Below are 19,506 nucleotides of genomic sequence, written 5' to 3' on the forward strand. Positions count from 1 at the left end.
ATGATACGCGGCGGCAGGCGCGCGCTCACATGCTGAAGCTGCTTCCGCAACCGCAGGTGGTCTTGGCGTTGGGATTGCGGATCACGAACTGCGCGCCTTGCAGGCTTTCGGTGTAGTCCACTTCCGAGCCCATCAGGTATTGCAGGCTCAGCGGGTCCACCAGCAGGGTCACCTGGTCGGTATCCACCGCCACATCGTCGTCGGCGCGGTTCTCGTCGAACTCAAAACCGTATTGGAAGCCCGAACAGCCGCCGCCCTGGATATAGACGCGCAGAGCCAGCGCCTGATTGCCTTCCTCGTTGATCAACTCCCGCACTTTGGCCGCGGCCGCGTGGGTGAAGTTCAGCGGGCGATCCAGCGACTGGTAGTTCGGCGCAGGCATGGCGCCTGGCAATGAAACGAGCGTGCTCATGGGACCAGGATGGGGCCGGACGGCGGTCGGTTCAAGCGGAGGTAGGGATCACTGCGTCTCGCAGGGCTATCGAGAGCGTTCATGGGGACGGGGGCGTGACCGCCGCACCGGCCAGCGAATCGGCCCAGGAGAAGGACTGTTCCATCGGGCTGCCGCTCTGTGGGACTAGGCGCACGGCGACGCGGGTCGGCTTGAAATCGGCGGGCAGCACCAGATCGCCTTCGACCTGCTGGAAGTACTTGAACGAATATTCGACCCCCGGCGCATTGGGCTGTTGGCGCAGATCGGCCCAGGCCAGGCGCTGCAATTTGCCCGCGCGAGTCCCTTCCACCGAGACCTGCAGGCGTCCGGCATTGACCGCGCCGCGGTTGAGGTTCTGGGTCAGGGTAGCGACGAAATGCCAGCTCAACTCGCTGGAGGGCTGCAGTTGCAGCTCGTGCACGGCCAAGCCGCGGCGCTGGGCCGTGGCGCCCACGAAACGCTCGTAGAAGGCCACGTCGGCGCGCAGGCCGGCGATTTCCTCGTCGCGCTCGGCCAGCGTGCTCTGCAGGTCGCCGTTGGCGTCGCGGCTTATCTGGTCGGAACGGGCCAGAGTGGCGGCGCGTTGTTCCAGCTGGTCGATCTTGCGTTGCTGGTCCTGCAGCTGCGCCGATGTCGGTCGGTTGGCATCCGCGCCGCCGAATACCTCCCACAAGCCCCAGCCACCGAAGGCCAGCGCCAGCAACATCAGTACAAGGGTCGCGTACAGGGTGCTGCGCGCTATCGGCGACAGCGGCTGCATTTGCGGCTTGGTCTGGGCCGGCTTGGTCTGGGCCGGAGTGGGCGGATCGATCATAGACCGAGCATAGCCCTAACCGGTTAAGGAACCTCTGAACGCAAGGCCGGCGGCCCTCCCGCCCCTCCGGCATTATTGATCCGGCCCGGTTGTGTGGGAGCGGCGTCCCGCCGCGAGCTCTTGCTTTGTCTTGCCCCGCAAAAGCTCGCGGCGGGACGCCGCTCCCACTCAGCTCGCGTCAACTCAGCCGCTCGACGCCACCAGGGTCGCGACCGGCGCCATCGCCGTTTCCGCATCGACATGGATCAGTCGCCCGGTAAGGGTCGCGCCGGCGCGCATTTCCACGACCTTGTAGTGCACGTTGCCCAGTACGCGCGCCTTGGCCGCCAGTTCCACCCGCTCGGCGGCGTACACATCGCCCTGCAGCTGGCCGTTGAGGATCACCACCGGCACCTGCACTTCGCCCTCGATCCGGCCCTGCTCGGCCAGGGTCAGCACGGCGCGTTCGCCTTCTTCGGCGATGACCTTGCCGTGGATGCGGCCTTCGACGTACAGCCCGCCGCTGAAGACCAGATCGCCGTGGATCGTGACCTGCGGGCCGATCAGCGTATCGATGGGATGACCGTCGTGATGAATCGGCTTGTTCTTGAACATGTGGGTCTCCGCTGGCAACTAAAAAAATAGGAAAGCGCTTGGCGCTCAGGTATTGGCGTTCTTCCAGTCGAAAGCCTGCTCCACCGCCACGTCTTCCCCGTCCAGCAGCACGCGTACGCGCTGCGGAGTGAAGTCGCGCGGCAGCATCACCTGGCCCTCCAGGCTCTGGAAATAGCGGAAGGAGAATCCCTGCCCCTGCATGCCCGGTCGCTGGTTCAGCTCGGCCCAATCCACCGTGGCCAGCTTGCCGGCGCGTACGCCTTCGAGCACGAAACGCATCCGGCCCTGGCTGATCGCGCCGCGGTTGAGGTTCTGGGTCAGTACGATCTGGTAGTGCCAGGCGCTGCCGACGCCGGGGGCGAACTCCGACGAAAACACGTTCAGCCCCTTGCGCTGCTGAGTGGGGCCCACCAGGCGTTCGTAGAAAGCCACATCGGCGCGCAGAGCGGAAATTTCCTCGTCGCGCTCGGCCAGCGCGCCCTGCAGATCGCCATTGGCGTTGCGGCTGATTCTGTCCGACACGGCCAGCGTGGTTTCGCGTTGGCTCAGTTGCTTCAAGCGGACTTGCTGATCCGCCAGCTGCCGTTCCGCACTGCGCATGCGCTTCGTCGCATCGGCCAAGGCAGGCGCGGCGCGGATGCCTGCCCACTGCCAGGCCAGTCCGAGCGACAGCAGCCAGATCGCACCGACCGCAACCACCCAGGGCCAGCGGCGCGTCTCTCGGCGTTGCACGATCTGGTAGCGGGAAGGGATTGCGGGCATCGGGGGAATCCGGATATTCGATACTTGGAGGTAAGCCCAAGGACGCATCCACCTTCCTGGCGGACACGCGTCCGGCGATACCCAAAGCGACTCAGGTACCGCCCGGGCAACGGGCCTATACTCGGTAACGGTTGGACGGCCCCCTGTGACCGTCCGGTATGGGCCCAGTCTAGGCGAATCGTCCTCATGTCCGAAGCGCATCTTTTCGTAATTGGGATCCTGTTGGCATGGATGGCCGGGATCCGCGTGTACCTGACCGTGTTCGGACTGGGGGTGGCCGGCGCGCTCGGTTGGCTGGACCTGCCGCCCGCGCTGCAGGTCACCGAGTCCTGGTGGGTACTGGGCGCGTCGGGCGCGTTGGCGCTGACCGAATTCTTCGCGGACAAGATCCCGGGCGTGGATTCGGGTTGGGATCTGTTGCAGACCCTGGCGCGGGTACCGGCGGGCGCCTTCCTGGCGGCGGCGACGCTGTCGCCCGACGGCCAGCTTGGCACCGGCGCCCTGGTGGCCGGCGCGGGCGTCGCGCTGACCAGCCACCTATTGAAAAGCGGTTCGCGCGCGTTGCTCAATACGTCGCCGGAGCCGGTCAGCAACTGGACCGCCTCGGTGACCGAGGACGTAGTGGTGGTCGGCGGCCTGTCGTTGGCCTTCGCCCACCCCTGGCTGGCGTTGACGTTGGTGGTAGGGGTCAGCGTGGTCCTGGCGTTGGCGGTTTGGTGGGTCTGGCGCAAACTGTCCAGGGGGCTCCGCAACCTGATGCAGGGCCCCCCGCCCATGGCCGGACCGATGGAAGGACCCCGGCCGTGATCCAGGTCCACAATCTTGTGAACTTCGTCGCATAATGGGCCTCATGCTTGGGGAAGCCTGATGTCAGCTATTGAACCCACATCCCGTCCGCAGGACGAGCCCTTACGCTCCCGACTGCGCGCCGAAAAGCCACCGTCGCATTACTGGCGTCGCTGGACCGACGACGCGCCTGCGGAAGAGCCGGCGATTACTACCGTCACCGCGGCGGCCGACACTGCGGCCGCGGAACCGCGGGCGGCCGAAGGCAACGCCGCCGCCGCCGCCGCCGTCGTCGCCAACGACACGCGCAAGCACGAAACCGGCGAGACGCCCTTCCGGATACTGATCGTGGAAGACGATCGCGGCCAGGCGCTGTTCGCGCAGAGCGTGCTGCACGGCGCCGGCATGCAGGCCGAAGTGGAGATGGCGCCGGACGCCGTGATCGCGGCGATCGAGCGTTTCAAGCCCGATCTGGTGTTGATGGACCTGCACATGCCGGGGCGGGACGGGATGTCGCTGACCATGCAGATCCGTCAGCGCCCGGACTTGCTGCACCTGCCCATCGTGTTCCTGACCGGCGATCCCGACCCGGAGCGCGAGTACGAGGTGCTGGAAAGCGGCGCTGATGATTTCCTCACCAAACCCATCCGTCCACGCCATCTGATTGCGGCGGTGTCCAACCGCATCCAGCGCTCGCGGCAGCGCACGCCGCTGGCGACCGCACCGCAGTTGGCGCTGAACCCCGAAACCGGCTTGCCCACCCGCGCCTATCTGATGCTGCAACTGGGCAACGCGCTGGAAGAAAAAACGCCGGGCGGTTTGTTCTTCGTCGAAATCAGCGGCACCTTGGGCCTGCGCGAGCGCTACGGCTACGCGAACTTCGAAAATCTGATGGCCGCTGCCGGGCGCCAGTTGGCGCTGGCCGCTGCGCCGCATCCGCTTGCGCGGCTCAACGACAACAGCTTTCTGGTGCTGGCCAAGGATCTGGACGCCGAGGCCATGGCGGCGTTCGCGAGCAGATTGCGCGAACAACTGGGCCTGCACGACTTCCCGGTGCGCACCGACGAAACTCTGCGCCTGGGCGGTGCGGTGGGCTATGCGGCGGTGCCGCACACGTTCTCCGACACCGGCAGCGCACTGGAAGCCACCGAGCGCGCCGCGTTGCTGGCCCGCCAGCAACCGGAGGGAGTCGCCGCCTATACGCCGCTCGAAGCCAGCGGCGAAGAAGACGGAATCTCGCTGCTGGATACGGCTCTGGAGCTGGCCTTCCAGCCCATCGTCTCGGTCGCCGGCAACAGCCTGGCGCAATACCAGGTGTTCCTGCGCATGCGCCAGGCGGACGGCACCCTGGTGCCTGCGGCGCAGGCCGTGCCCGCAGCGGAAATGGCCGGACGCATCGTCGAGCTGGATCGGCAGGTGATGGAACGAGTGCTGGACCTGCTTGCCCAGTCCCAGAGCGATGGCAGGCTGCTGAGGCTGTTCGTCTCGCAATCGCCGCGTTCGCTGGCGCGCGAGACGTTCGCCGACTGGCTCTTGCAGGCCATCGCCGAGCGCGGCATCGAAGGCACCTCGTTGATCATCGACCTGCGCCTGGACGATGCCTTGATCCACTCGGTGACCCTGCGGCAGTTCTGCAACCGGCTGATGGCCGCAGGCGTGCAGTTCTGTCTCAGCCAGTTCGAGCCAGGCCGCGAAGCCGAAGCGCTGCTCACCCAGCTGCCGCTCGGCTACTTGCGCGTGGCCAGCCGTTACGCCACTGCCCATCACGACCCGGCCCTGCGCGACCAGCTGCGCGGGATGATCGACCTGGCCCATCGGATGGGATTGCAAGTGATCGGGCAACAGATCGAAGACCCCCAGGCCGCAGCGGCGATGTGGATGGGCGGCGTCGACTTCATCCAGGGCAACCTGGTGCAGGGAGTCGGCAGCGATCTGGGCTTCGATTTCCAAAACGCGGTCCTGTAGCAATGAACCGGCTCGGGCGTCTGCCCGTAGCGCCCTGGCTGGCACTGGCGGCGATTCTGCTGGTCCTTGCGGCGCTGCTGCTGCCCTCGTTCGGTATCGCCGGACCTTGGCCGTGGGTGGCATTGGCCAGCGCGGGTGTGGCCGGCCTCGCCTGCCTGATCGTCGCCCTGCGCATGCGCACGCTGGCCGCTTATTACGAAGGCACCGAAGCGCGCGCGGCGATGGCCGAGTCCGAACGCGACAATCTGCAACGGGACCTGCAGCGCCACGACCGCCTGGAACAGCAATTGCTGCTCGCCAAGCAAGCGGCCGAGTCGGCGGTGCTGGCCAAGGGCGAATTCCTGGCCACCATGAGCCATGAGATCCGCACGCCGCTCAACGGTATCGTGCCGATGCTGGATCTGCTGTCGCGCGCGGCCTTGCCGCCCGACCAACGCGACATGCTCAACACCGCGAGCGCGTCCTCGCAGCAACTGCTGCGCATCGTCGACGACATCCTCGACTACTCCAAGCTGGAAGCGAACAAGCTGGAACTGGAAATCACCGGTTTCAATCTGCGCGAAGTGTTGGACGGCGTGCTGCAGCTGATGCAACGCCCGGCCGAGAACAAGAACATCCGCCTCAACCTGCAGCTGGATCCTGCGGTACGCCTGCCCGTACGCGGCGACCCGGTGCGCATGCGCCAGGTGCTCAGCAACCTGATCGGCAACGCGGTGAAGTTCACCGAGCGCGGCGCGGTCACGGTCAACGTGCGCAGATTGGGCGAAACCGCGGCCCAGCATCTGCTGCGTTTCGAAGTGCGCGACACCGGCATCGGCATCGATGCGGAGACGCAGACGCGGTTGTTCAGTTCGTTCAGCCAGGCCGACGCCTCCACCACCCGCCTGTACGGCGGTACCGGGCTGGGCCTGGCCATCTGCAAGCGCATCATCGACCTGATGGGTGGACGCATCGGCGTGCATTCCGAAGCGGGGCGCGGCGCCACGTTCTGGTTCGAAGTGCCGCTGCTGAAGGTGATCGGCGACCTGCGCACCCAGGACTCCAGCCTGGAACTCACCCGTGCGCTGCTGGTCAGCCCGGAGGCCCGGTTGCGCCAACGCCTGTCGATTCTGCTGCCCAGCTGGGGCATCCAGCTGACTTGCGTGGATACCACTCAGGAAGCGCTGGAGCGTCTGCGCTCCGTGCAGACGTCCGGGACCACCAACTTTTCCATCGTGCTGGGCGATCTTTCCTCGATCCGCGCCAGCGCGCGCGCCTTGCATCGCGGCGTCACCCGCAACAACCTCGTCGACGGGATGCGCATGGTCTGGTTGTACGGCGATGAGGAGATCCCCGATGAATTGCGCGACGGCAGCATCTTGCTGCCGCGCCAGTCGCACGGCGCGGACTTGCACGCCGCGCTCTCTTTCGCTCCGCCTGTTTCCGAACCGGCGACCGTAGGCTTCGACGAGATTCCGCAGCGCGACGAGCTGACGGCGGTGAAACCAGCGCCGGCGGTTCCCGCGCCGTCCAGCGCCGATACGCCCGCTGCCGCCATCGCTCCAGTGAGTGGACTGCCCACCGTCACCCGACTGCTGCTGGTGGAAGACAACCCGGTCAATCTGGCGGTCGGCGAAAAACTTCTGTCTGTCCTGGGCTATAGCTGCGACATCGCCATCAACGGCCAGATCGCGCTGGAGAAAATGGCGACCGGCATTTACAGCCTGGTGCTGATGGACTGCCAGATGCCGGTGCTGGACGGCTATTCGGCCACGCGCGAATGGCGCGACCGGGAAGTGCTGCAGGGTTCGAAGATGCACCTGCCGATCGTGGCCATGACCGCGAACGCCATGGCCGGAGACCGGCAGCGCTGTCTGGATGCGGGCATGGACGACTACCTGTCCAAGCCGGTATCGCGCGAGCAACTGGAAAACTGCCTGCAGCGCTGGTTGCCGGGTCGGGCCAGTTTCAGCCTGCGCGCTGCGCAGCCGACGATCGATGCCGGCGTTCCGGCCTCAACGCCGCCGCCGCGCCCCCCCGTGCCGTCGATCTTCCCGGTGCTCGACCACAGCATGCTGGACGAGCTGCAGGAAATCGCCGGCGATGAAACCGCACGCATCGTCGGCCTGTTCCTGGAAGATGCGCCGCGGCTGATCGCCCGCTTGGAATCGGCGTCGACGATCCCCGATCTGGACGCGATGCGCGACGCCGCGCATACGCTCAAGTCCTCCAGCGCCAACGTCGGCGCGATGGCGCTGTCGACTGCGGCCAAGCGCGTGGAACTGGGTGCGCGCGCGCAGAAACTGGATCGCCCCGCGGTGGCGGTGGCGTTGGTAATCGCCGAATACGCGCGCGCGCGCATGGCCCTGCAAGGCTACATCGCCGAACTCAATCGCGACTCCGATACGACCGCTCAGTCTTCCAGCTTGGTCAGCAGGTAGTTCGGTTCGCCGATGCGGTCGATGACCGACAGTTGGGTCTCTATCCAGTCGATGTGTTCTTCTTCCGATTCCAGGATATCGGCGAACAACTGGCGGCTGACGTAGTCGCTGACCGTTTCGCAATGCGCGATGGCCTCGCGCAGCAACGGCAGCGCCTCGTATTCCAGGGCCAGGTCGCATTGCAGAAGTTCGCGCGGGTTCTCGCCGATGCGCAGCTTGCCCAGCATCTGGAAGTTGGGCAGGCCGTCCAGGAACAGGATGCGCTCGGACAGTTTGTCCGCGTGCTTCATCTCGTCGATGGATTCTTCGTATTCGTGTTTGGCCAGTTCGTTGAGGCCCCAGTTCTTCAGCATCTTGGCGTGAAGGAAATACTGGTTGATGGCGGTCAGCTCGTTGTAGAGCGCCTTGTTGAGGAACTCGATGACCTTGGCGTCGCCCTTCATGGCCGTGCTCCGGTTATGGGGAAGGCGGGCAGGTTAACGGCTCGCGCGGGGCGATGACGAAACGCGAATCGTGCTCATCTTGCGGCGAACAACCGCCGGGTGGAGTCCGTTGGCTCAGGCGGCCTGGGAAATGCCCGCGCCCAGCATCGGCACGGAGAATGCATTATTGCGGCGCTCGGGCGCGTGGGCGTCGAGGATCCCGGCGGCCGTTTCCAGGCAGGTACCGCAGGTGGCGCCGCAGCCGGTACGCATGGTCAGCTCGGCCACGCTGCGTACGCCGCTAGCAGCGGCTTCGCGGATCTGGTGGTCGGTGACTCCATTGCAGATGCAGACGTACACGGGGCGGTGGATTCCTGGCAGGCCGGCTAGGCTTGCCCTATTCCATCGCGAATGAGAATGATTGTCAATTCTTTCCGGGACCGCCGCTGCCGCCACGTTTGGCTGGCGGTCGGGAAGTGGGGTGCGGTCTGCCCAGGCCTAGCTCGGGCATCCAGGCATCCAGCAGCATCTGCGGCACCGCATGCGCGCCGGCCACCAGCCGGGCAAAGGGGGCCAGATGGCGCAGGGCACGGGCATAGACCCCGCGCTTGAACATCACCACGTGCTCCATGGGGTACCAGAAGTCCACCCAGCGCCAGTGGTCGAATTCGGGGGTCTCGGTGAGATCCAGGCGCACATGCGACTCGTCGCCCACCAGCCGCAGCAGGAACCAGACTTGCTTCTGGCCGATGCAGACATGGCGTTCGTTGTGGCGCACGGCACGGTGCGGCAGCCGGTAGCGCAGCCAGCCTGGGGTAGCGCCCAGAATCTCGACGTGCTCGGGCAGCAGGCCGGTTTCCTCGCGCAATTCGCGGTACATGGCCTCGACCGGCGTCTCATCGGTGTTCATGCCGCCCTGCGGGAACTGCCAGCCATCCCGGCGCACCCTGCGCGCCCAGAACACCCGCCCATCCGGGCCCATCAACACTATGCCGACATTAGGTCGGTAGCCGTCCGGATCGATCACGATGCGGACTCCTGAAATCTACTGAGTCCGACTGTGCCACGCCCAGACGGATGTCTCAAGCAAAGCAGTTCTCATTGACAGGCGAGGGTCAGGCAGGAAAAATGCGCGGTTCAATGCACGGCTATGTAGCTCAGCCGGTTAGAGCACAGCACTCATAATGCTGGGGTCGGTGGTTCGAGTCCACCCATAGCCACCAATCCGTGCATTGAAGACGTCCAACGCAGTCCAAAAAGAGCCGGAAAACCCTTTAAGAACGGGCCTTCCGGCTTTTTTATTGTCCGATGCAGTGCGACCCAGCGGGTAGAAATCCGACGGTAACTGACGGTAACTTTGACGGTAACTGGTAAAGCCCAAAAGGCAGTTACCGTCAGAAGGACCTCTTTGTGCCTCTTACCGACATCGCAATCCGCAAGGCGATCCCCGGCGCAAAACCGACCAAACTCACGGATTCAGGCGGTCTGTACGTACTGCTTAAGCCTGATGGTGCCCGCTGGTGGCGTTGGGACTACCGTCGCCCGCTGACGGGCCAACGGAATACCCTCAGCCTGGGTACCTACCCGGATACCGGCCTGGCCGATGCCCGTACCAAGCGCGACGAAGCCCGCAAGCTCCTGGCTCGCGGGCTGGATCCCGGCGAACAACGAAAAGCGACCAAGATGGCCCGCAAGGAGGGTGCGGCCAACAGCTTTGAAGTCATCGCCCGTGAATGGCTGGCAGTCAAAGCGCCTGAATGGACCTCCAAGCAGCACAACAAGGAACGGGACCGGCTGCAGAACCACGCTTTCCCCTGGATCGGCAAGCTGCCGATCACCGAGGTAGGTGTGGCTGAGATCCGCCCCCTGCTGGATCGAATTGCCAAACGTGGCCACCTGGAACAGGCGCATCGCCTTCGCTTTCAGCTGAGCCGGGTGTTCAAATACGCGATCGCCGCGGAGTACGCATCGAGGGACCCGGCAGCCGACCTCAGCGCCACCCTGCCCTCACGGCGAAAGCACAACTTCCCCACCATCACCGATCCTGTCCAGGTGGGCGAACTGCTTCGGGCCATAGATGGCTTCGTTGGCACACTCCCCGTCGCCTGTGCCTTGAAACTGGCGCCGATGCTGTTCGTACGCCCTGGAGAGCTCCGCGCGGCCGAATGGTCGGAATTCGATCTGGACCATCCGGACGGCCCTCGCTGGAGCATTCCTCCCGCCCGCCGCAAGCTGCGCAAAGCGGAAAAGGAAGACCCCAAGACACAACCGCATATTGTCCCGTTACCCACTCAAGCGCTGGCAATACTCGACGAGCTACGCCCCGTCACAGGAAAGAGGCAGTATCTGTTTCCAGGCGCACGTAGTTGCAAGCGTCCCATGTCGGATATGACCGTCAACGCAGCCCTGCGACGGCTGGGCTATGACAAGGAGACGCTGACGGGGCACGGGTTCCGACACATGGCCTCAACGCTGCTGAATGAGCTGGGCTTCAAGTCCGATGCCATCGAACGGCAGCTCTCCCACAAGGAACCCGGAGTACGAGGCGTCTATAACAAGGCCGAATATCTGCCGGAGAGAAAGAAGATGATGCAGGCCTGGGCTACCTATCTCGATGCCTTACGGAAAGATCCAAAGAAAATCGTGGCCGTCAAACGCAAACCGCGCGGCAATCCAGCCAACAACCTCGTTGAAACACGTAAAGCAAGTTGAGCTTGAGAAATGACAGCTTGAGAAATGTGACCAGCACTGAAGTACAACGCAAAACATGGCAGGCTCAAGTAGCGGCGTACTCGCGCGGTCAGTTATTCAAAGCATCTGTTTCTAGGAACCGGTTTTCTGGCAACTTGCGTCGGCTTCAGCGATTTGCTCCAAAAGTGCGCGCACATCTTCAACCCGCCAAGCTGTGATGCGCAGTCCCAGTGCACGAGTTGGTTGCGGATAGCGGCCAGATTTAACTCCCGCCCACCACGTCGATCGCGAAACGGGAATGATGGCAGGAATCTCTGGCTTGCCGGCCGCCGAGGGTCTCCCCACGATTTGCACCAAACGCAGGTAGCCAGTTTCCGGCAGTTTATGCATGCTCGATTCACCCATCAGAGAATAGAGAAGAACTTTCAAATCTTAGTTGCGACAACGCAGGCAGACAGGCTCTCTCACATTTTCGCGGACACCCCAACTACTGCCTATTTGGCTGAAAGATTAAATCCCGGTTCACCATTACACGTAGCGGGAATCCGGCACGTACCGTCAACGTAGACTGCAGATTGAGGTTGCGACGTGTGACCTGTTGGCCAGCGCCGGTGATGGTCTCCTGCACACTATCGCGGGTGGAGACAATGACCGTGCCTTCATCGCTGTCTTCTTCGGGCGCAGCCAACTGCCCACCCAATGCAAGCAGAGTGGAGAGCACGCTGCCACCAATGAAACGTCCCCAATGATTGTCCACTGCATCTTCCAAGCCCGCCTGACCACTGGCGTCGATGGCTTGCAACCGATCAAGCACAATCGAGGAGCCATCCGGGCGGATCAGCCGGCTCCAGACGAGCAGCACCCGGCGTTGGCCATAGGCGATCTGGCTGTCGTATTGGCCCAGTAGTCGTGAGCCCTGCGGGATCAACAACAGGCGGCCTGTCAGGCTGTCGTAGACGTGCTCGGTGACGGTGGCGATGACCTGCCCCGGCAGATCGGAGTTCAAGCCGGTCAGCAGTGCGGCAGGAATCACCGTGCCCGCCATCAACTGTGCCGGCGAGCGCGGTTGCTGGATTGTTCCGGATGCGTAAATCCGTGCATCCGGCTCCGCGTCGACAAATGCCCGCTTGTGGGTCTGCCGGTTCTGGGCGGCCTGCTCGTCTTCCGCGGGCACAGCAATGCCGGTCGCAGGTCTCGGGGCAACAACGTTAGCCGTAGCATCCGTCGTGGCAGCTGGTGCGTCGGTCGCTCGCGGCTGATTCTTCTGGAAGAACACCTGCGCCTTTGCCGCGGTTTCGGCCTCGGCTTGCCGGCGCTGTTCTTCAGCACGCAGCGCCTGCTGTTCTGCATCCGGACGAGAATTTACTTCGTCGGATGCTCCTGCATTAAGCGGCGAGGACTCGGGGGCCGGTGTTGGGGAAAGTATGTGCCGATAGTCGCTGGGCAGGGCTGCCAATCCTTCAGCACGGGACACACGCTCGACGTTGTGTTGCTCGGTCGCCTCCGACGCCGGTTCTGGGCTGCGGTCACGGAAGGCCCAAAGCGTGGAGAGCAGCACGATCAGCGCCAACCCGCCCAGCAGAACGGCGAGCGTGCGGCGATTGAGGCGCGTGACCGGCTTCGGCCTGGCCCGCAGCGCCAACTTCTCGGGATCTTCCTTGCCAGCAACGCTCATCGCTTGCCAGCCCTAGGTCGCTCACGCGTCCGCCCGTCGGTCCGAGTAATGCGCACCACCTGTGCCTTATCGCCGCCCAAGCGCAGCTCGGCCGCGCCGAACAGGCGATCAACAATGTAATAAGGCGCTCGCACCCGGTAGTTGACCAATTGCGTGTCGCCGGCGGCGCCGATCACGAACAGCGGTGGCAATTCGCCTTGGCCGATACTGACCGGGAACTGGATGTAGACCTTCTGCCCATCGTCGAAGGCGCGTAACGGCCGCCAGGCCGGTGCATCGCCGGTGATGGCATAACGGAACTGCAGTCGATCGAGGGCAATGCCCTCGATGGGCGTCTGGGCCTGCGCGCTTTGCTCACGCTGATGCAGCGAGCGCACTAGATCCCCTGGATACTCCCACGAGACAGAGGCCATCCACGTTCGGGGCGTGGAAGACAGTTCCAGGTGATAACTGCGGCGGTCGGTGCTGACCACGAGGTTCGTCTGCAGCTCGATGCGCGTGGGTTTGACCAACACGTGCACGCGCTCTTCCGCACCACCACCGCTGAGGGTGTCGCCGATGATCCAGCGCACCGTGTCACCGGCCGACACCGAAACCAGCTGCTCACCTGCCTCCAGGGCGATATCGGTGACGCGTCCGGGACTGGCGTACACCTGATACAGGGCACCAGCACTGTAGGGCCAGACCTGGGTTGCATTGACGAAGCCCTCGCCTAGCGGCTCGATGCGGGCCGCGCGATTCGCAGCCGTAACTTCGCGCTGCGGATCAACCGGCTTCGCCGGCAGAGACTTTGAGGGTGGCAGGGGTTTCAGCTGCCCCGGGAGCGGCAAGGGCATCGGCACCTCCACGACCTGCACCGGTGCGGGTGGATCCGGAAGCGGCACCGCTTCAATCACTTCATCCAATGCAATCTCGGGCGCCGGCTGCAATCCCGCGCAGGCAACCAACCCCGCGCACATCACCAAAAACAAGATTCTCCTCATTACCTTTCCTCTCCTGTGGTCGTGGCCGAGCCCAATTCCCGGCTCCAGTCCAGACCGTTGACGTAAATTCCCAAGGGGTTCTTCCGCAGTCGCACCACATCGCGCGGTGGTTGCAGCACGAGCGTGACAATGCCGGTCCAGCGTTCGGTCGTACTCAACGCGCCATTGACTGAGCTGCGTTCGATCCAGCGCACCTGAAACGAGGTGGTCGAAGCGCGGACTACGCTGATCACTTCCACCGCCACCGTGACCTTGCCCACCCGTCCAAACGGATCGTTGTTACGGGCGTATTCGTTGAGCGCAACCGCACCGCGGTCGGTGCTGTAGTCGTAGGCTTCCAGCCAACGTTCCCGCAGCACCACTGGATCCAGAGGCAGCGAGCGCACGTTGCGGATGAAACGCTCCAGTTCTCGTGCGACCTGTGCGTCATTCGGTCGATAGGTCTCCATAGCGGGACCGATCGCACGTGCCTCGCCCTCCTTGTCGACTTCCACCACGTAGGGTGTGATGGTCGAACGGCCCAGTTGCCACAACAGGCCACCGACCACGATCAACGACAGCGTCAAACACCCGAAGGCCATCAGCCGCCAGTTGCGCGCCTGCAGCCGTGCTGCGCCGATACGGTCGTCCCAGACCTGGCCCGCCTTTTGGTAAGGCGTAGCCGGTTGCGGCGTGTCGGAGTACCGCACGCCGGTTCGCTTGAATCGCATGCTCAATCTCCTCTATGAAGGGTCGGACCGGAGCCACCGCCACCACGGTCGGAGGACCGGGCCACGTGCACCGCAGTACTCAGACCTCGCGCCACCTGCTGGCGACGTTGCATCCGCTGGGCCCAGGCCGGAGAACCAGCACTACTGGATTTGCCGCCAGCCAATGCAGCGGCCGACGCTTGAGAAGCTTGCGGGGCCTGCCGGTTCCCTGCGCCCAAAGTGCTCGCGCCAATACGCGCCGCGCCTACTACTGCCGCACCGGTAGCCGTCGTGACACCCCCCGCGGCCAGCGCAACGCCAGCGGCCGCACCAGCACCCAGTTGCGGTCCGCCGGCGACCAGACCAGTCGCAATACCGGGACCAAACAAGCCCAGACCGAACAAGGTCAACGATCCCAACATGATCGCCAATGCGTGATCAATGGTGGGCTGCGTCCCCGGCGGCAACTCGAACTCGTTGAACAGGCCGGCACCGATGCCGACGATGACCGCCAGCACCAGCACCTTGATGCCGGAAGACATCACGTTGCCCAATACTTTCTCGGCCAGGAACGATGTCTTGTTCCACAAGGCGAAGGGCACCAGCACGAATCCGGCCAGCGTGGTCAGCTTGAACTCGACCAAGGTCACGAACAGCTGCACTGCCAAAATGAAGAAGCTCAGGATCACCACGATCCAGGCCAGGAACAGCACGACGACCGTGTCCAGATTCAGGAACACATCCGGAAATCCGTTCAAGGTTCCCATATGGTCAATCAGCGGCATGGCCGCCTCCACGCCCACTTCAGCCAGCCGCCCCGGTCGCAACAGGTCCGACTCGCTCAATGTCGAACCCGAAGCCACCAGCCCCAACCCGGCGAACGAGCGGAATATGGCGTTCGACAGCATGCTGAAGTTGGTCAGGATGAAGGCGAACGCGCCGACGTAGAGGATCTTCTTGATCAGCTTGGCGATCACATCGTCGTTGCCGCCCATGGCCCAGAACAATCCGGCCAGGGTCACGTCGATGACCACCAGCGTGGCCGTCAGAAACGCCACCTCGCCACTCAGCAGGCCGAAGCCACTGTCGATGTAACGGGTGTAGACGTTGAGGAAATGATCGATGACACCTAGATCTTCCATGCGATCACGGCGGCGGGTTACGGGGGAACATCGGGATGGGCATGAAGCGAGGCTTCGATTCACCCATGAAAACCTTTCGGGCCGCCAAGGCCGAGGCCGCGCACAGTTCCTCTTCGACCTGGTCGCGTTCCTCGACGCACAACCGCCGCAGCTCCTTGAGCCGCTCGGGATCGCGAGCCAGCTCATCCACCAATTCGGGCGATGGCTTCGGTGTGGGAGCAATGGCAGGCGCCGGCACTTCGCGGTCACAACCGGACAGTGCGCCCGCCATGCCCAACAATAAGCTCGCCGTTGCAATCATTCGCATGCGGCTCATTCCTCGAACAGGTGCAGCGCTTCGACGGTGTAGTTCGCATCGCCGGTCATGAAGCGCCGGCGTTGCTCGCGGGCGCGCTCTTCCGCAGCGACCCCGCGCGCCTGCTCCAGCGCCGTCGCCCGGCCCTGCGCGGCCTGCAACTGCTGGGTCTGAATCAGCTGCCGCGATTGCAGGGCCAGCAACTGGTTGGTCGCCTGAGCGGCCTGCAAGGCGCCGACCGCCGACTGGCTGGCGCCAACCAAGTCGGTCAGCACCGATTCGTCGGCTTGTGCATTCTCCATGGTTAGGGCCTGCATCTGCACCGCCGTGCGCAAGGCTTCGAGCGAACTGCCCCAGCGCTCAAGCGCATCGTTCTGCAACTGGCCTCTGGAGACCGCAGCCCCGTATTGGTCCGGATACAGTCGTGCGAACTGCCCTTGTGCTTGGGAGACGTCGAACGCCAGGCCTTTGGCCTGGTCCAGCAACTGTTCGGTCCGGGCCAACGTCTCCCGCAGCCGGCTCACCGAATCGAAATCCAGTTCCTGCAGGTTGCGCGCCTGATTGATCAGCATCTGCGCTTCGTTCTGTAGCTGCCGCACCTGGTTCTCGATCTGAGACAGCGTGCGCGTGGCGGTCAACGTGTTCTGCACGAAGTTCGAAGGATCGAACACCGCCATCTGCGCCTGTGCGGGCGCCACCAGACTCAACCCGATCGCAATCGCCAGGCCCGTGGCCCGACAAAGCTTGTTCTTCATGACACTTACTCCTCTAAGGATGGAAAGCTCTTCAGTAGTCCCGCGGCCCAATCGATCCCCTGCTGACGCAGCCATGCACCGAGGAAGCCCTCTTCCCCTGACTGCGCCAGCACCGCATCAATCGAACGCTGGTGTTCGGGTGTGGAGGCCCCGGCGAACGCCAACGCAATTGATCCCAGATCCAGATCGAACAGGCGATTGCCCAGCCGCGATTGGTAGTAGTAATCGCGCTTGGGCTGGGCCTGGGCGATGAGTTCGATCTGGCGCGTATTGAGGCCCATGCCCTGGTAGATTCCGCGGATCTCCGGCTCCAGTGCCTGCGGGTTGGGCAGGAACAGCCGGCTGGCGCAACTCTCGATGATGGCCGGGGCGATCACCGAGTCGCGCACGTCTGCCAGCGACTGGGTGGAGAACACCACCGACACGTTCTTCTTGCGCAAGGTCTTGAGCCACTGACGGATCCGGGCCGCAAAGGCCGGATCGTCGAGGAACAGCCAGGCCTCATCGAGTATCAACAAGGTCGGTGCTCCATCGAAGCGCGCTTCCAGATGGGTGAACAGATAGCGCAGCACCGCCAGCGTGGCGGCCTTGCTGTGCATCAGCTCTTCCATCTCGAAACATTGCACGTCCGCCGATCCGAGACGGTCATGATCGGCATCGAGCAACCGGCCATGGGCACCGCCCAGCACATAGGGCTGAAGCGCCTGACGAAGCGCATTGGACTGGAGCAATACCGACAGTCCAGTCAACGTGCGCTGCTCAACTGGCGCTGCGGCAAGATTGTTCAGCGCCGACCAGATCGCGTCCTTCTCACCCGGACCAATCGCGATGCCTTCATGGGTCAGACACGCTTCGATCCACTCTGCCGCCCAACTGCGATGACCGACTTGGTCGATGCGCGCCAAGGGCTGGAACGCCATATCCCCGTCACTGCCAAGATCGACATGCTCGCCGCCCAGGCCGAGGATCGTGGCTCGCGTTGAGCGTCCCAGATCGAAGGCGAAGATCCGCGAATGCCGGTAACGGCGAAACTGCAGCGCGAGCATGGCCAGCAACACCGACTTGCCAGCACCGGTCGGTCCGACCACGAGCGTGTGTCCCACATCGCCCACATGGGTGACCAACCGGAACGGCGTGGCGCCCTCGGTACGGGTCACGATCAAGGGCGGTCCGGCCAAGTGGTCGTTGCCCTCGGGACCCGCCCACACCGCCGAGAACGGCATCAGGTGCGCCAGGTTCAAGGTTGACACCAGCGCCTGTCGCACGTTGGCGTAGGCATGTCCTGGAATCGACGCCAGCCACCCTTCCACCGCATTGAGTGTCTCGGCCAGGGCAATGAAGCCGCGGCCCTGCACCACCCGCTCCACCGCCTTGCGTTGTTCCTCTACTGCACCGGCATCGACATCGCTGACCACTACGGTGGCAGTGACATAGCCGAACGCGACCGCATCGCTGCCCAACTCCTGCAGCGCGGCATCGGCATCGGCGGCCTGGTTGGCTGCATCGGTATCGACCAGCGGACTTTCCTGCTGGAAGATCGACTCCCGCAGCAGCGCCACGACGCTCTTGCGCTTGGCGAACCATTGCCGCCGCAGGCGAGTCAATTCATGCTCAGCCTGCGCCTTGTCCAGGCAGATGAAGCGCGTGGACCAGCGATAGGCGAAGCCCATGCGATTGAGCTCATCCAGCATTCCCGGCCAAGTCGAGTTCGGGAAGCCGCGCAACGTGATCACCCGCAAGTGGGCGTCCCCCAACTTCGGCGCCACGCCACCGCTCAACGGCGTATCGGCCAGCAAGGCATCCAGATGCATTGGCATTTCCGGCACCGCCACCGGATGGTGCTGGTTGGAGACCGTGCCATGCAGGTAGGTCAGCGTGGCCGCATCGTCCAGCCAGGCGATCTCCGGCATGACGCCTTCGAGCAGGCCCAGGAAGCCATCGGTCTCGGTAGAGAAGCGGCCGAGCTGTTCGCGCCAATCCACCCCTCGCACACCATTGGCTTCATAGAGCAGGCGCCCCGCACGTGCTCGCGACTCGGGCGCCGGCAGGTATACCAGGGTCAGGTAGTAGCGGCTCTCGAACAATGCCCCGGCTTCTTCGAACCGACCACGTCGTTCTTCATCGACCAGCCACGACAAAGCCTCCGGAAAAACCGAATCCGGATATCCGACTGCGGGTCGACGTCCGGCTTCGACGAAGATTGCCCAGCCGGTCCCCAGCCGCTTGAGTGCGTTGTTCAAGCGCGCGGCGGTGGCAACCAGTTCAACCTCGGTGGCGCTGTCCAGATCCGGCCCGCGGAAACGCGCGGTGCGCTGGAAGCTGCCGTCTTTGTTCAACACGATTCCGCGGCCGACCAGACCGGCCCAAGGCAGGTAGTCGGCCAGCACGGCAGTGCGGCGACGGTACTCGGCAAGGGCCATCACGGGCACACGTCCAGGTAAGGCTTGTGCTTGATATGGCGGGCGAAGACCTCGACGAACTGCGGATCGAGCTTCGCGCCCCATACCGCCAGTGCGTGGCCCACCACCCACAGCAAGGCACCCGGCAACCACAGCTGCAGGCCGATGCCAACCGCCGCAGCCAGCGTGCCGTTGACGATGGCCAGCGAGCGCGGGGCACCGCCCAGGAAGATCGGTTGGGTCAGCGCACGATGCAGCGGGATCTCGAAACCCGGGGTCATGCGACTACGGCGCCGCCAGCGAAACTGAAGAAGGACAGGAAAAAGGAAGAAGCCGCGAACGCGATCGACAGGCCGAACACGATCTGGACCAGGCGACGAAATCCACCGCCGGTATCGCCGAAGGCCAAGGTCAATCCGGTGACCACGATGACGATCACCGCGACCACCCGCGTTACCGGACCCTCGATGGACTCCAGAACCGATTGCAGCGGCCCTTCCCAAGGCATGTTGGAGCCGGCGGCCTTCGCGGTGCCGATCAGGCATATCGCCAGCAGAATCAGCAAGACACCATCGATGTGTTCGACCAGAAAATTCCTGGTGCTGATTCGGCGCGCTGCCATGGTCCACTCCCCGTGAGTTCAGTTGACCCTCTCACCCGTGGTTGCCGTCGCCTGCCGAG

General features: G+C 63.9%; 21 protein-coding genes and 1 tRNA gene. 5 read left to right on the forward strand and 17 right to left on the reverse strand.

Annotated features, from left to right (window positions below):
* Nucleotides 1-25: 25 nt before the first annotated feature.
* The 4 genes from erpA to J2W94_RS07810 all read right to left on the reverse strand — a co-directional run bounded on the left by erpA (nt 26) and on the right by J2W94_RS07810 (nt 2,603).
* Nucleotides 26-412 (reverse strand): iron-sulfur cluster insertion protein ErpA, encoded by a 387-nt coding sequence (gene erpA / locus J2W94_RS07795; RefSeq protein ID WP_310091902.1) that lies wholly within the window; start codon nt 410-412, stop codon nt 26-28.
* Nucleotides 413-491: 79 nt separating this feature from the next.
* On the reverse strand, nt 492-1,247 hold the full coding sequence (locus tag J2W94_RS07800) for a DUF6776 family protein (protein ID WP_310091903.1): 756 nt from the start codon (nt 1,245-1,247) through the stop codon (nt 492-494).
* 183 nt (nt 1,248-1,430) lie between these two features.
* On the reverse strand, nt 1,431-1,841 hold the full coding sequence (locus J2W94_RS07805) for a bactofilin family protein (protein WP_310091904.1): 411 nt from the start codon (nt 1,839-1,841) through the stop codon (nt 1,431-1,433).
* A 45-nt stretch (nt 1,842-1,886) separates the two neighbouring features.
* Complete coding sequence (locus tag J2W94_RS07810; RefSeq protein ID WP_310091905.1) at nt 1,887-2,603, reverse strand: DUF6776 family protein; 717 nt, start codon at nt 2,601-2,603, stop codon at nt 1,887-1,889.
* 186 nt (nt 2,604-2,789) lie between these two features.
* On the opposite strand from J2W94_RS07810, the gene J2W94_RS07815 reads away from it, so the two are divergent.
* The 3 genes from J2W94_RS07815 to J2W94_RS07825 are packed head-to-tail and all read left to right on the forward strand — an operon-like array spanning nt 2,790 to nt 7,774.
* A complete protein-coding gene (locus J2W94_RS07815; RefSeq protein ID WP_310091906.1) occupies nt 2,790-3,410 on the forward strand; it encodes a DUF4126 domain-containing protein in 621 nt (206 codons plus the stop codon).
* Between the two features lie 60 nt (nt 3,411-3,470).
* Entirely contained in the window at nt 3,471-5,354 is a 1,884-nt protein-coding gene (locus J2W94_RS07820) for an EAL domain-containing protein (protein ID WP_310091907.1), read from the forward strand.
* Nucleotides 5,355-5,356: 2 nt separating this feature from the next.
* Nucleotides 5,357-7,774: an ATP-binding protein gene (locus J2W94_RS07825; protein ID WP_310091909.1), complete on the forward strand. Its 2,418-nt coding sequence runs from the start codon at nt 5,357-5,359 to the stop codon at nt 7,772-7,774.
* Here the strand turns inward: J2W94_RS07825 and bfr are convergent.
* The 3 genes from bfr to J2W94_RS07840 form a co-directional block, all read right to left on the reverse strand.
* The gene (gene bfr, locus J2W94_RS07830; protein WP_310091910.1) at nt 7,747-8,217 is read right to left on the reverse strand and encodes a bacterioferritin; all 471 of its coding nucleotides are present in this window, start codon (nt 8,215-8,217) and stop codon (nt 7,747-7,749) included. The two genes, J2W94_RS07825 and bfr, sit on opposite strands and share 28 nt — an antisense overlap.
* Before the next feature lie 114 nt (nt 8,218-8,331).
* Nucleotides 8,332-8,556, reverse strand: coding sequence for a (2Fe-2S)-binding protein (locus tag J2W94_RS07835; protein WP_310091911.1), 225 nt, complete (start codon nt 8,554-8,556; stop codon nt 8,332-8,334).
* A 64-nt stretch (nt 8,557-8,620) separates the two neighbouring features.
* The gene (locus J2W94_RS07840) at nt 8,621-9,223 is read right to left on the reverse strand and encodes an RNA pyrophosphohydrolase (RefSeq protein ID WP_430540573.1); all 603 of its coding nucleotides are present in this window, start codon (nt 9,221-9,223) and stop codon (nt 8,621-8,623) included.
* Nucleotides 9,224-9,342: 119 nt separating this feature from the next.
* Between J2W94_RS07840 and J2W94_RS07845 the strand changes: the two genes are divergently transcribed.
* Together J2W94_RS07845 and J2W94_RS07850 are read left to right on the forward strand one after the other, a co-directional pair.
* A tRNA-Met gene (locus tag J2W94_RS07845) sits at nt 9,343-9,419 on the forward strand.
* 187 nt (nt 9,420-9,606) lie between these two features.
* Nucleotides 9,607-10,908 carry a tyrosine-type recombinase/integrase gene (locus J2W94_RS07850; RefSeq protein ID WP_310091912.1) on the forward strand — a complete coding sequence of 434 codons (1,302 nt, stop codon included), beginning with the start codon at nt 9,607-9,609 and terminating at the stop codon, nt 10,906-10,908.
* Between the two features lie 111 nt (nt 10,909-11,019).
* Here the strand turns inward: J2W94_RS07850 and J2W94_RS07855 are convergent, their stop codons facing one another.
* From J2W94_RS07855 to J2W94_RS07900, 10 genes are read right to left on the reverse strand one after another with little or no spacing between them, the layout of a single operon-like run.
* Nucleotides 11,020-11,316 (reverse strand): helix-turn-helix transcriptional regulator, encoded by a 297-nt coding sequence (locus J2W94_RS07855; RefSeq protein ID WP_310091913.1) that lies wholly within the window; start codon nt 11,314-11,316, stop codon nt 11,020-11,022.
* 58 nt (nt 11,317-11,374) lie between these two features.
* Nucleotides 11,375-12,562, reverse strand: coding sequence for a TrbI/VirB10 family protein (locus J2W94_RS07860; RefSeq protein ID WP_310091914.1), 1,188 nt, complete (start codon nt 12,560-12,562; stop codon nt 11,375-11,377).
* Nucleotides 12,559-13,545, reverse strand: a complete 987-nt coding sequence (gene trbG, locus J2W94_RS07865; RefSeq protein ID WP_310091915.1) for a P-type conjugative transfer protein TrbG — start codon at nt 13,543-13,545, stop codon at nt 12,559-12,561. The genes J2W94_RS07860 and trbG overlap by 4 nt, the downstream gene beginning before the upstream one ends.
* The gene (gene trbF / locus J2W94_RS07870; protein ID WP_310091916.1) at nt 13,545-14,255 is read right to left on the reverse strand and encodes a conjugal transfer protein TrbF; all 711 of its coding nucleotides are present in this window, start codon (nt 14,253-14,255) and stop codon (nt 13,545-13,547) included. The genes trbG and trbF overlap by 1 nt, the downstream gene beginning before the upstream one ends.
* A gap of 2 nt (nt 14,256-14,257) precedes the next feature.
* Nucleotides 14,258-15,376 (reverse strand): P-type conjugative transfer protein TrbL, encoded by a 1,119-nt coding sequence (gene trbL / locus J2W94_RS07875; RefSeq protein ID WP_310091917.1) that lies wholly within the window; start codon nt 15,374-15,376, stop codon nt 14,258-14,260.
* Nucleotides 15,377-15,380: 4 nt separating this feature from the next.
* A complete protein-coding gene (locus J2W94_RS07880; RefSeq protein WP_310091919.1) occupies nt 15,381-15,683 on the reverse strand; it encodes an entry exclusion lipoprotein TrbK in 303 nt (100 codons plus the stop codon).
* 5 nt (nt 15,684-15,688) lie between these two features.
* Nucleotides 15,689-16,426, reverse strand: coding sequence for a P-type conjugative transfer protein TrbJ (gene trbJ / locus J2W94_RS07885; RefSeq protein WP_310091920.1), 738 nt, complete (start codon nt 16,424-16,426; stop codon nt 15,689-15,691).
* 5 nt (nt 16,427-16,431) lie between these two features.
* A complete protein-coding gene (gene trbE / locus J2W94_RS07890) occupies nt 16,432-18,849 on the reverse strand; it encodes a conjugal transfer protein TrbE (protein ID WP_310091921.1) in 2,418 nt (805 codons plus the stop codon).
* The gene (locus tag J2W94_RS07895) at nt 18,846-19,106 is read right to left on the reverse strand and encodes a VirB3 family type IV secretion system protein (protein ID WP_310091922.1); all 261 of its coding nucleotides are present in this window, start codon (nt 19,104-19,106) and stop codon (nt 18,846-18,848) included. The genes trbE and J2W94_RS07895 overlap by 4 nt, the downstream gene beginning before the upstream one ends.
* Nucleotides 19,103-19,447: a TrbC/VirB2 family protein gene (locus tag J2W94_RS07900; RefSeq protein ID WP_310091923.1), complete on the reverse strand. Its 345-nt coding sequence runs from the start codon at nt 19,445-19,447 to the stop codon at nt 19,103-19,105. Before J2W94_RS07900 ends, J2W94_RS07895 begins: the two co-directional genes overlap by 4 nt.
* Nucleotides 19,448-19,506: the final 59 nt, after the last annotated feature.

The sequence above is a fragment of the Pseudoxanthomonas sacheonensis genome, from assembly GCF_031455975.1.
Lineage (GTDB): Bacteria > Pseudomonadota > Gammaproteobacteria > Xanthomonadales > Xanthomonadaceae > Pseudoxanthomonas_A > Pseudoxanthomonas_A sacheonensis_A.

What these genes read in the sequence shown, in the direction of transcription:
- erpA (WP_310091902.1), bottom strand. Translation starts at nt 412, where the DNA reads ATGAGCACGCTCGTTTCATTGCCAGGCGCCATGCCTGCGCCGAACTAC.
- J2W94_RS07800 (WP_310091903.1), bottom strand. Translation starts at nt 1,247, where the DNA reads ATGATCGATCCGCCCACTCCGGCCCAGACCAAGCCGGCCCAGACCAAG.
- J2W94_RS07805 (WP_310091904.1), bottom strand. Translation starts at nt 1,841, where the DNA reads ATGTTCAAGAACAAGCCGATTCATCACGACGGTCATCCCATCGATACG.
- J2W94_RS07810 (WP_310091905.1), bottom strand. Translation starts at nt 2,603, where the DNA reads ATGCCCGCAATCCCTTCCCGCTACCAGATCGTGCAACGCCGAGAGACG.
- J2W94_RS07815 (WP_310091906.1), top strand. Translation starts at nt 2,790, where the DNA reads ATGTCCGAAGCGCATCTTTTCGTAATTGGGATCCTGTTGGCATGGATG.
- J2W94_RS07820 (WP_310091907.1), top strand. Translation starts at nt 3,471, where the DNA reads ATGTCAGCTATTGAACCCACATCCCGTCCGCAGGACGAGCCCTTACGC.
- J2W94_RS07825 (WP_310091909.1), top strand. Translation starts at nt 5,357, where the DNA reads ATGAACCGGCTCGGGCGTCTGCCCGTAGCGCCCTGGCTGGCACTGGCG.
- bfr (WP_310091910.1), bottom strand. Translation starts at nt 8,217, where the DNA reads ATGAAGGGCGACGCCAAGGTCATCGAGTTCCTCAACAAGGCGCTCTAC.
- J2W94_RS07860 (WP_310091914.1), bottom strand. Translation starts at nt 12,562, where the DNA reads ATGAGCGTTGCTGGCAAGGAAGATCCCGAGAAGTTGGCGCTGCGGGCC.
- trbG (WP_310091915.1), bottom strand. Translation starts at nt 13,545, where the DNA reads ATGAGGAGAATCTTGTTTTTGGTGATGTGCGCGGGGTTGGTTGCCTGC.
- trbF (WP_310091916.1), bottom strand. Translation starts at nt 14,255, where the DNA reads ATGCGATTCAAGCGAACCGGCGTGCGGTACTCCGACACGCCGCAACCG.
- trbL (WP_310091917.1), bottom strand. Translation starts at nt 15,376, where the DNA reads ATGGAAGATCTAGGTGTCATCGATCATTTCCTCAACGTCTACACCCGT.
- J2W94_RS07880 (WP_310091919.1), bottom strand. Translation starts at nt 15,683, where the DNA reads ATGCGAATGATTGCAACGGCGAGCTTATTGTTGGGCATGGCGGGCGCA.
- trbJ (WP_310091920.1), bottom strand. Translation starts at nt 16,426, where the DNA reads ATGAAGAACAAGCTTTGTCGGGCCACGGGCCTGGCGATTGCGATCGGG.
- J2W94_RS07895 (WP_310091922.1), bottom strand. Translation starts at nt 19,106, where the DNA reads ATGACCCCGGGTTTCGAGATCCCGCTGCATCGTGCGCTGACCCAACCG.
- J2W94_RS07900 (WP_310091923.1), bottom strand. Translation starts at nt 19,447, where the DNA reads ATGGCAGCGCGCCGAATCAGCACCAGGAATTTTCTGGTCGAACACATC.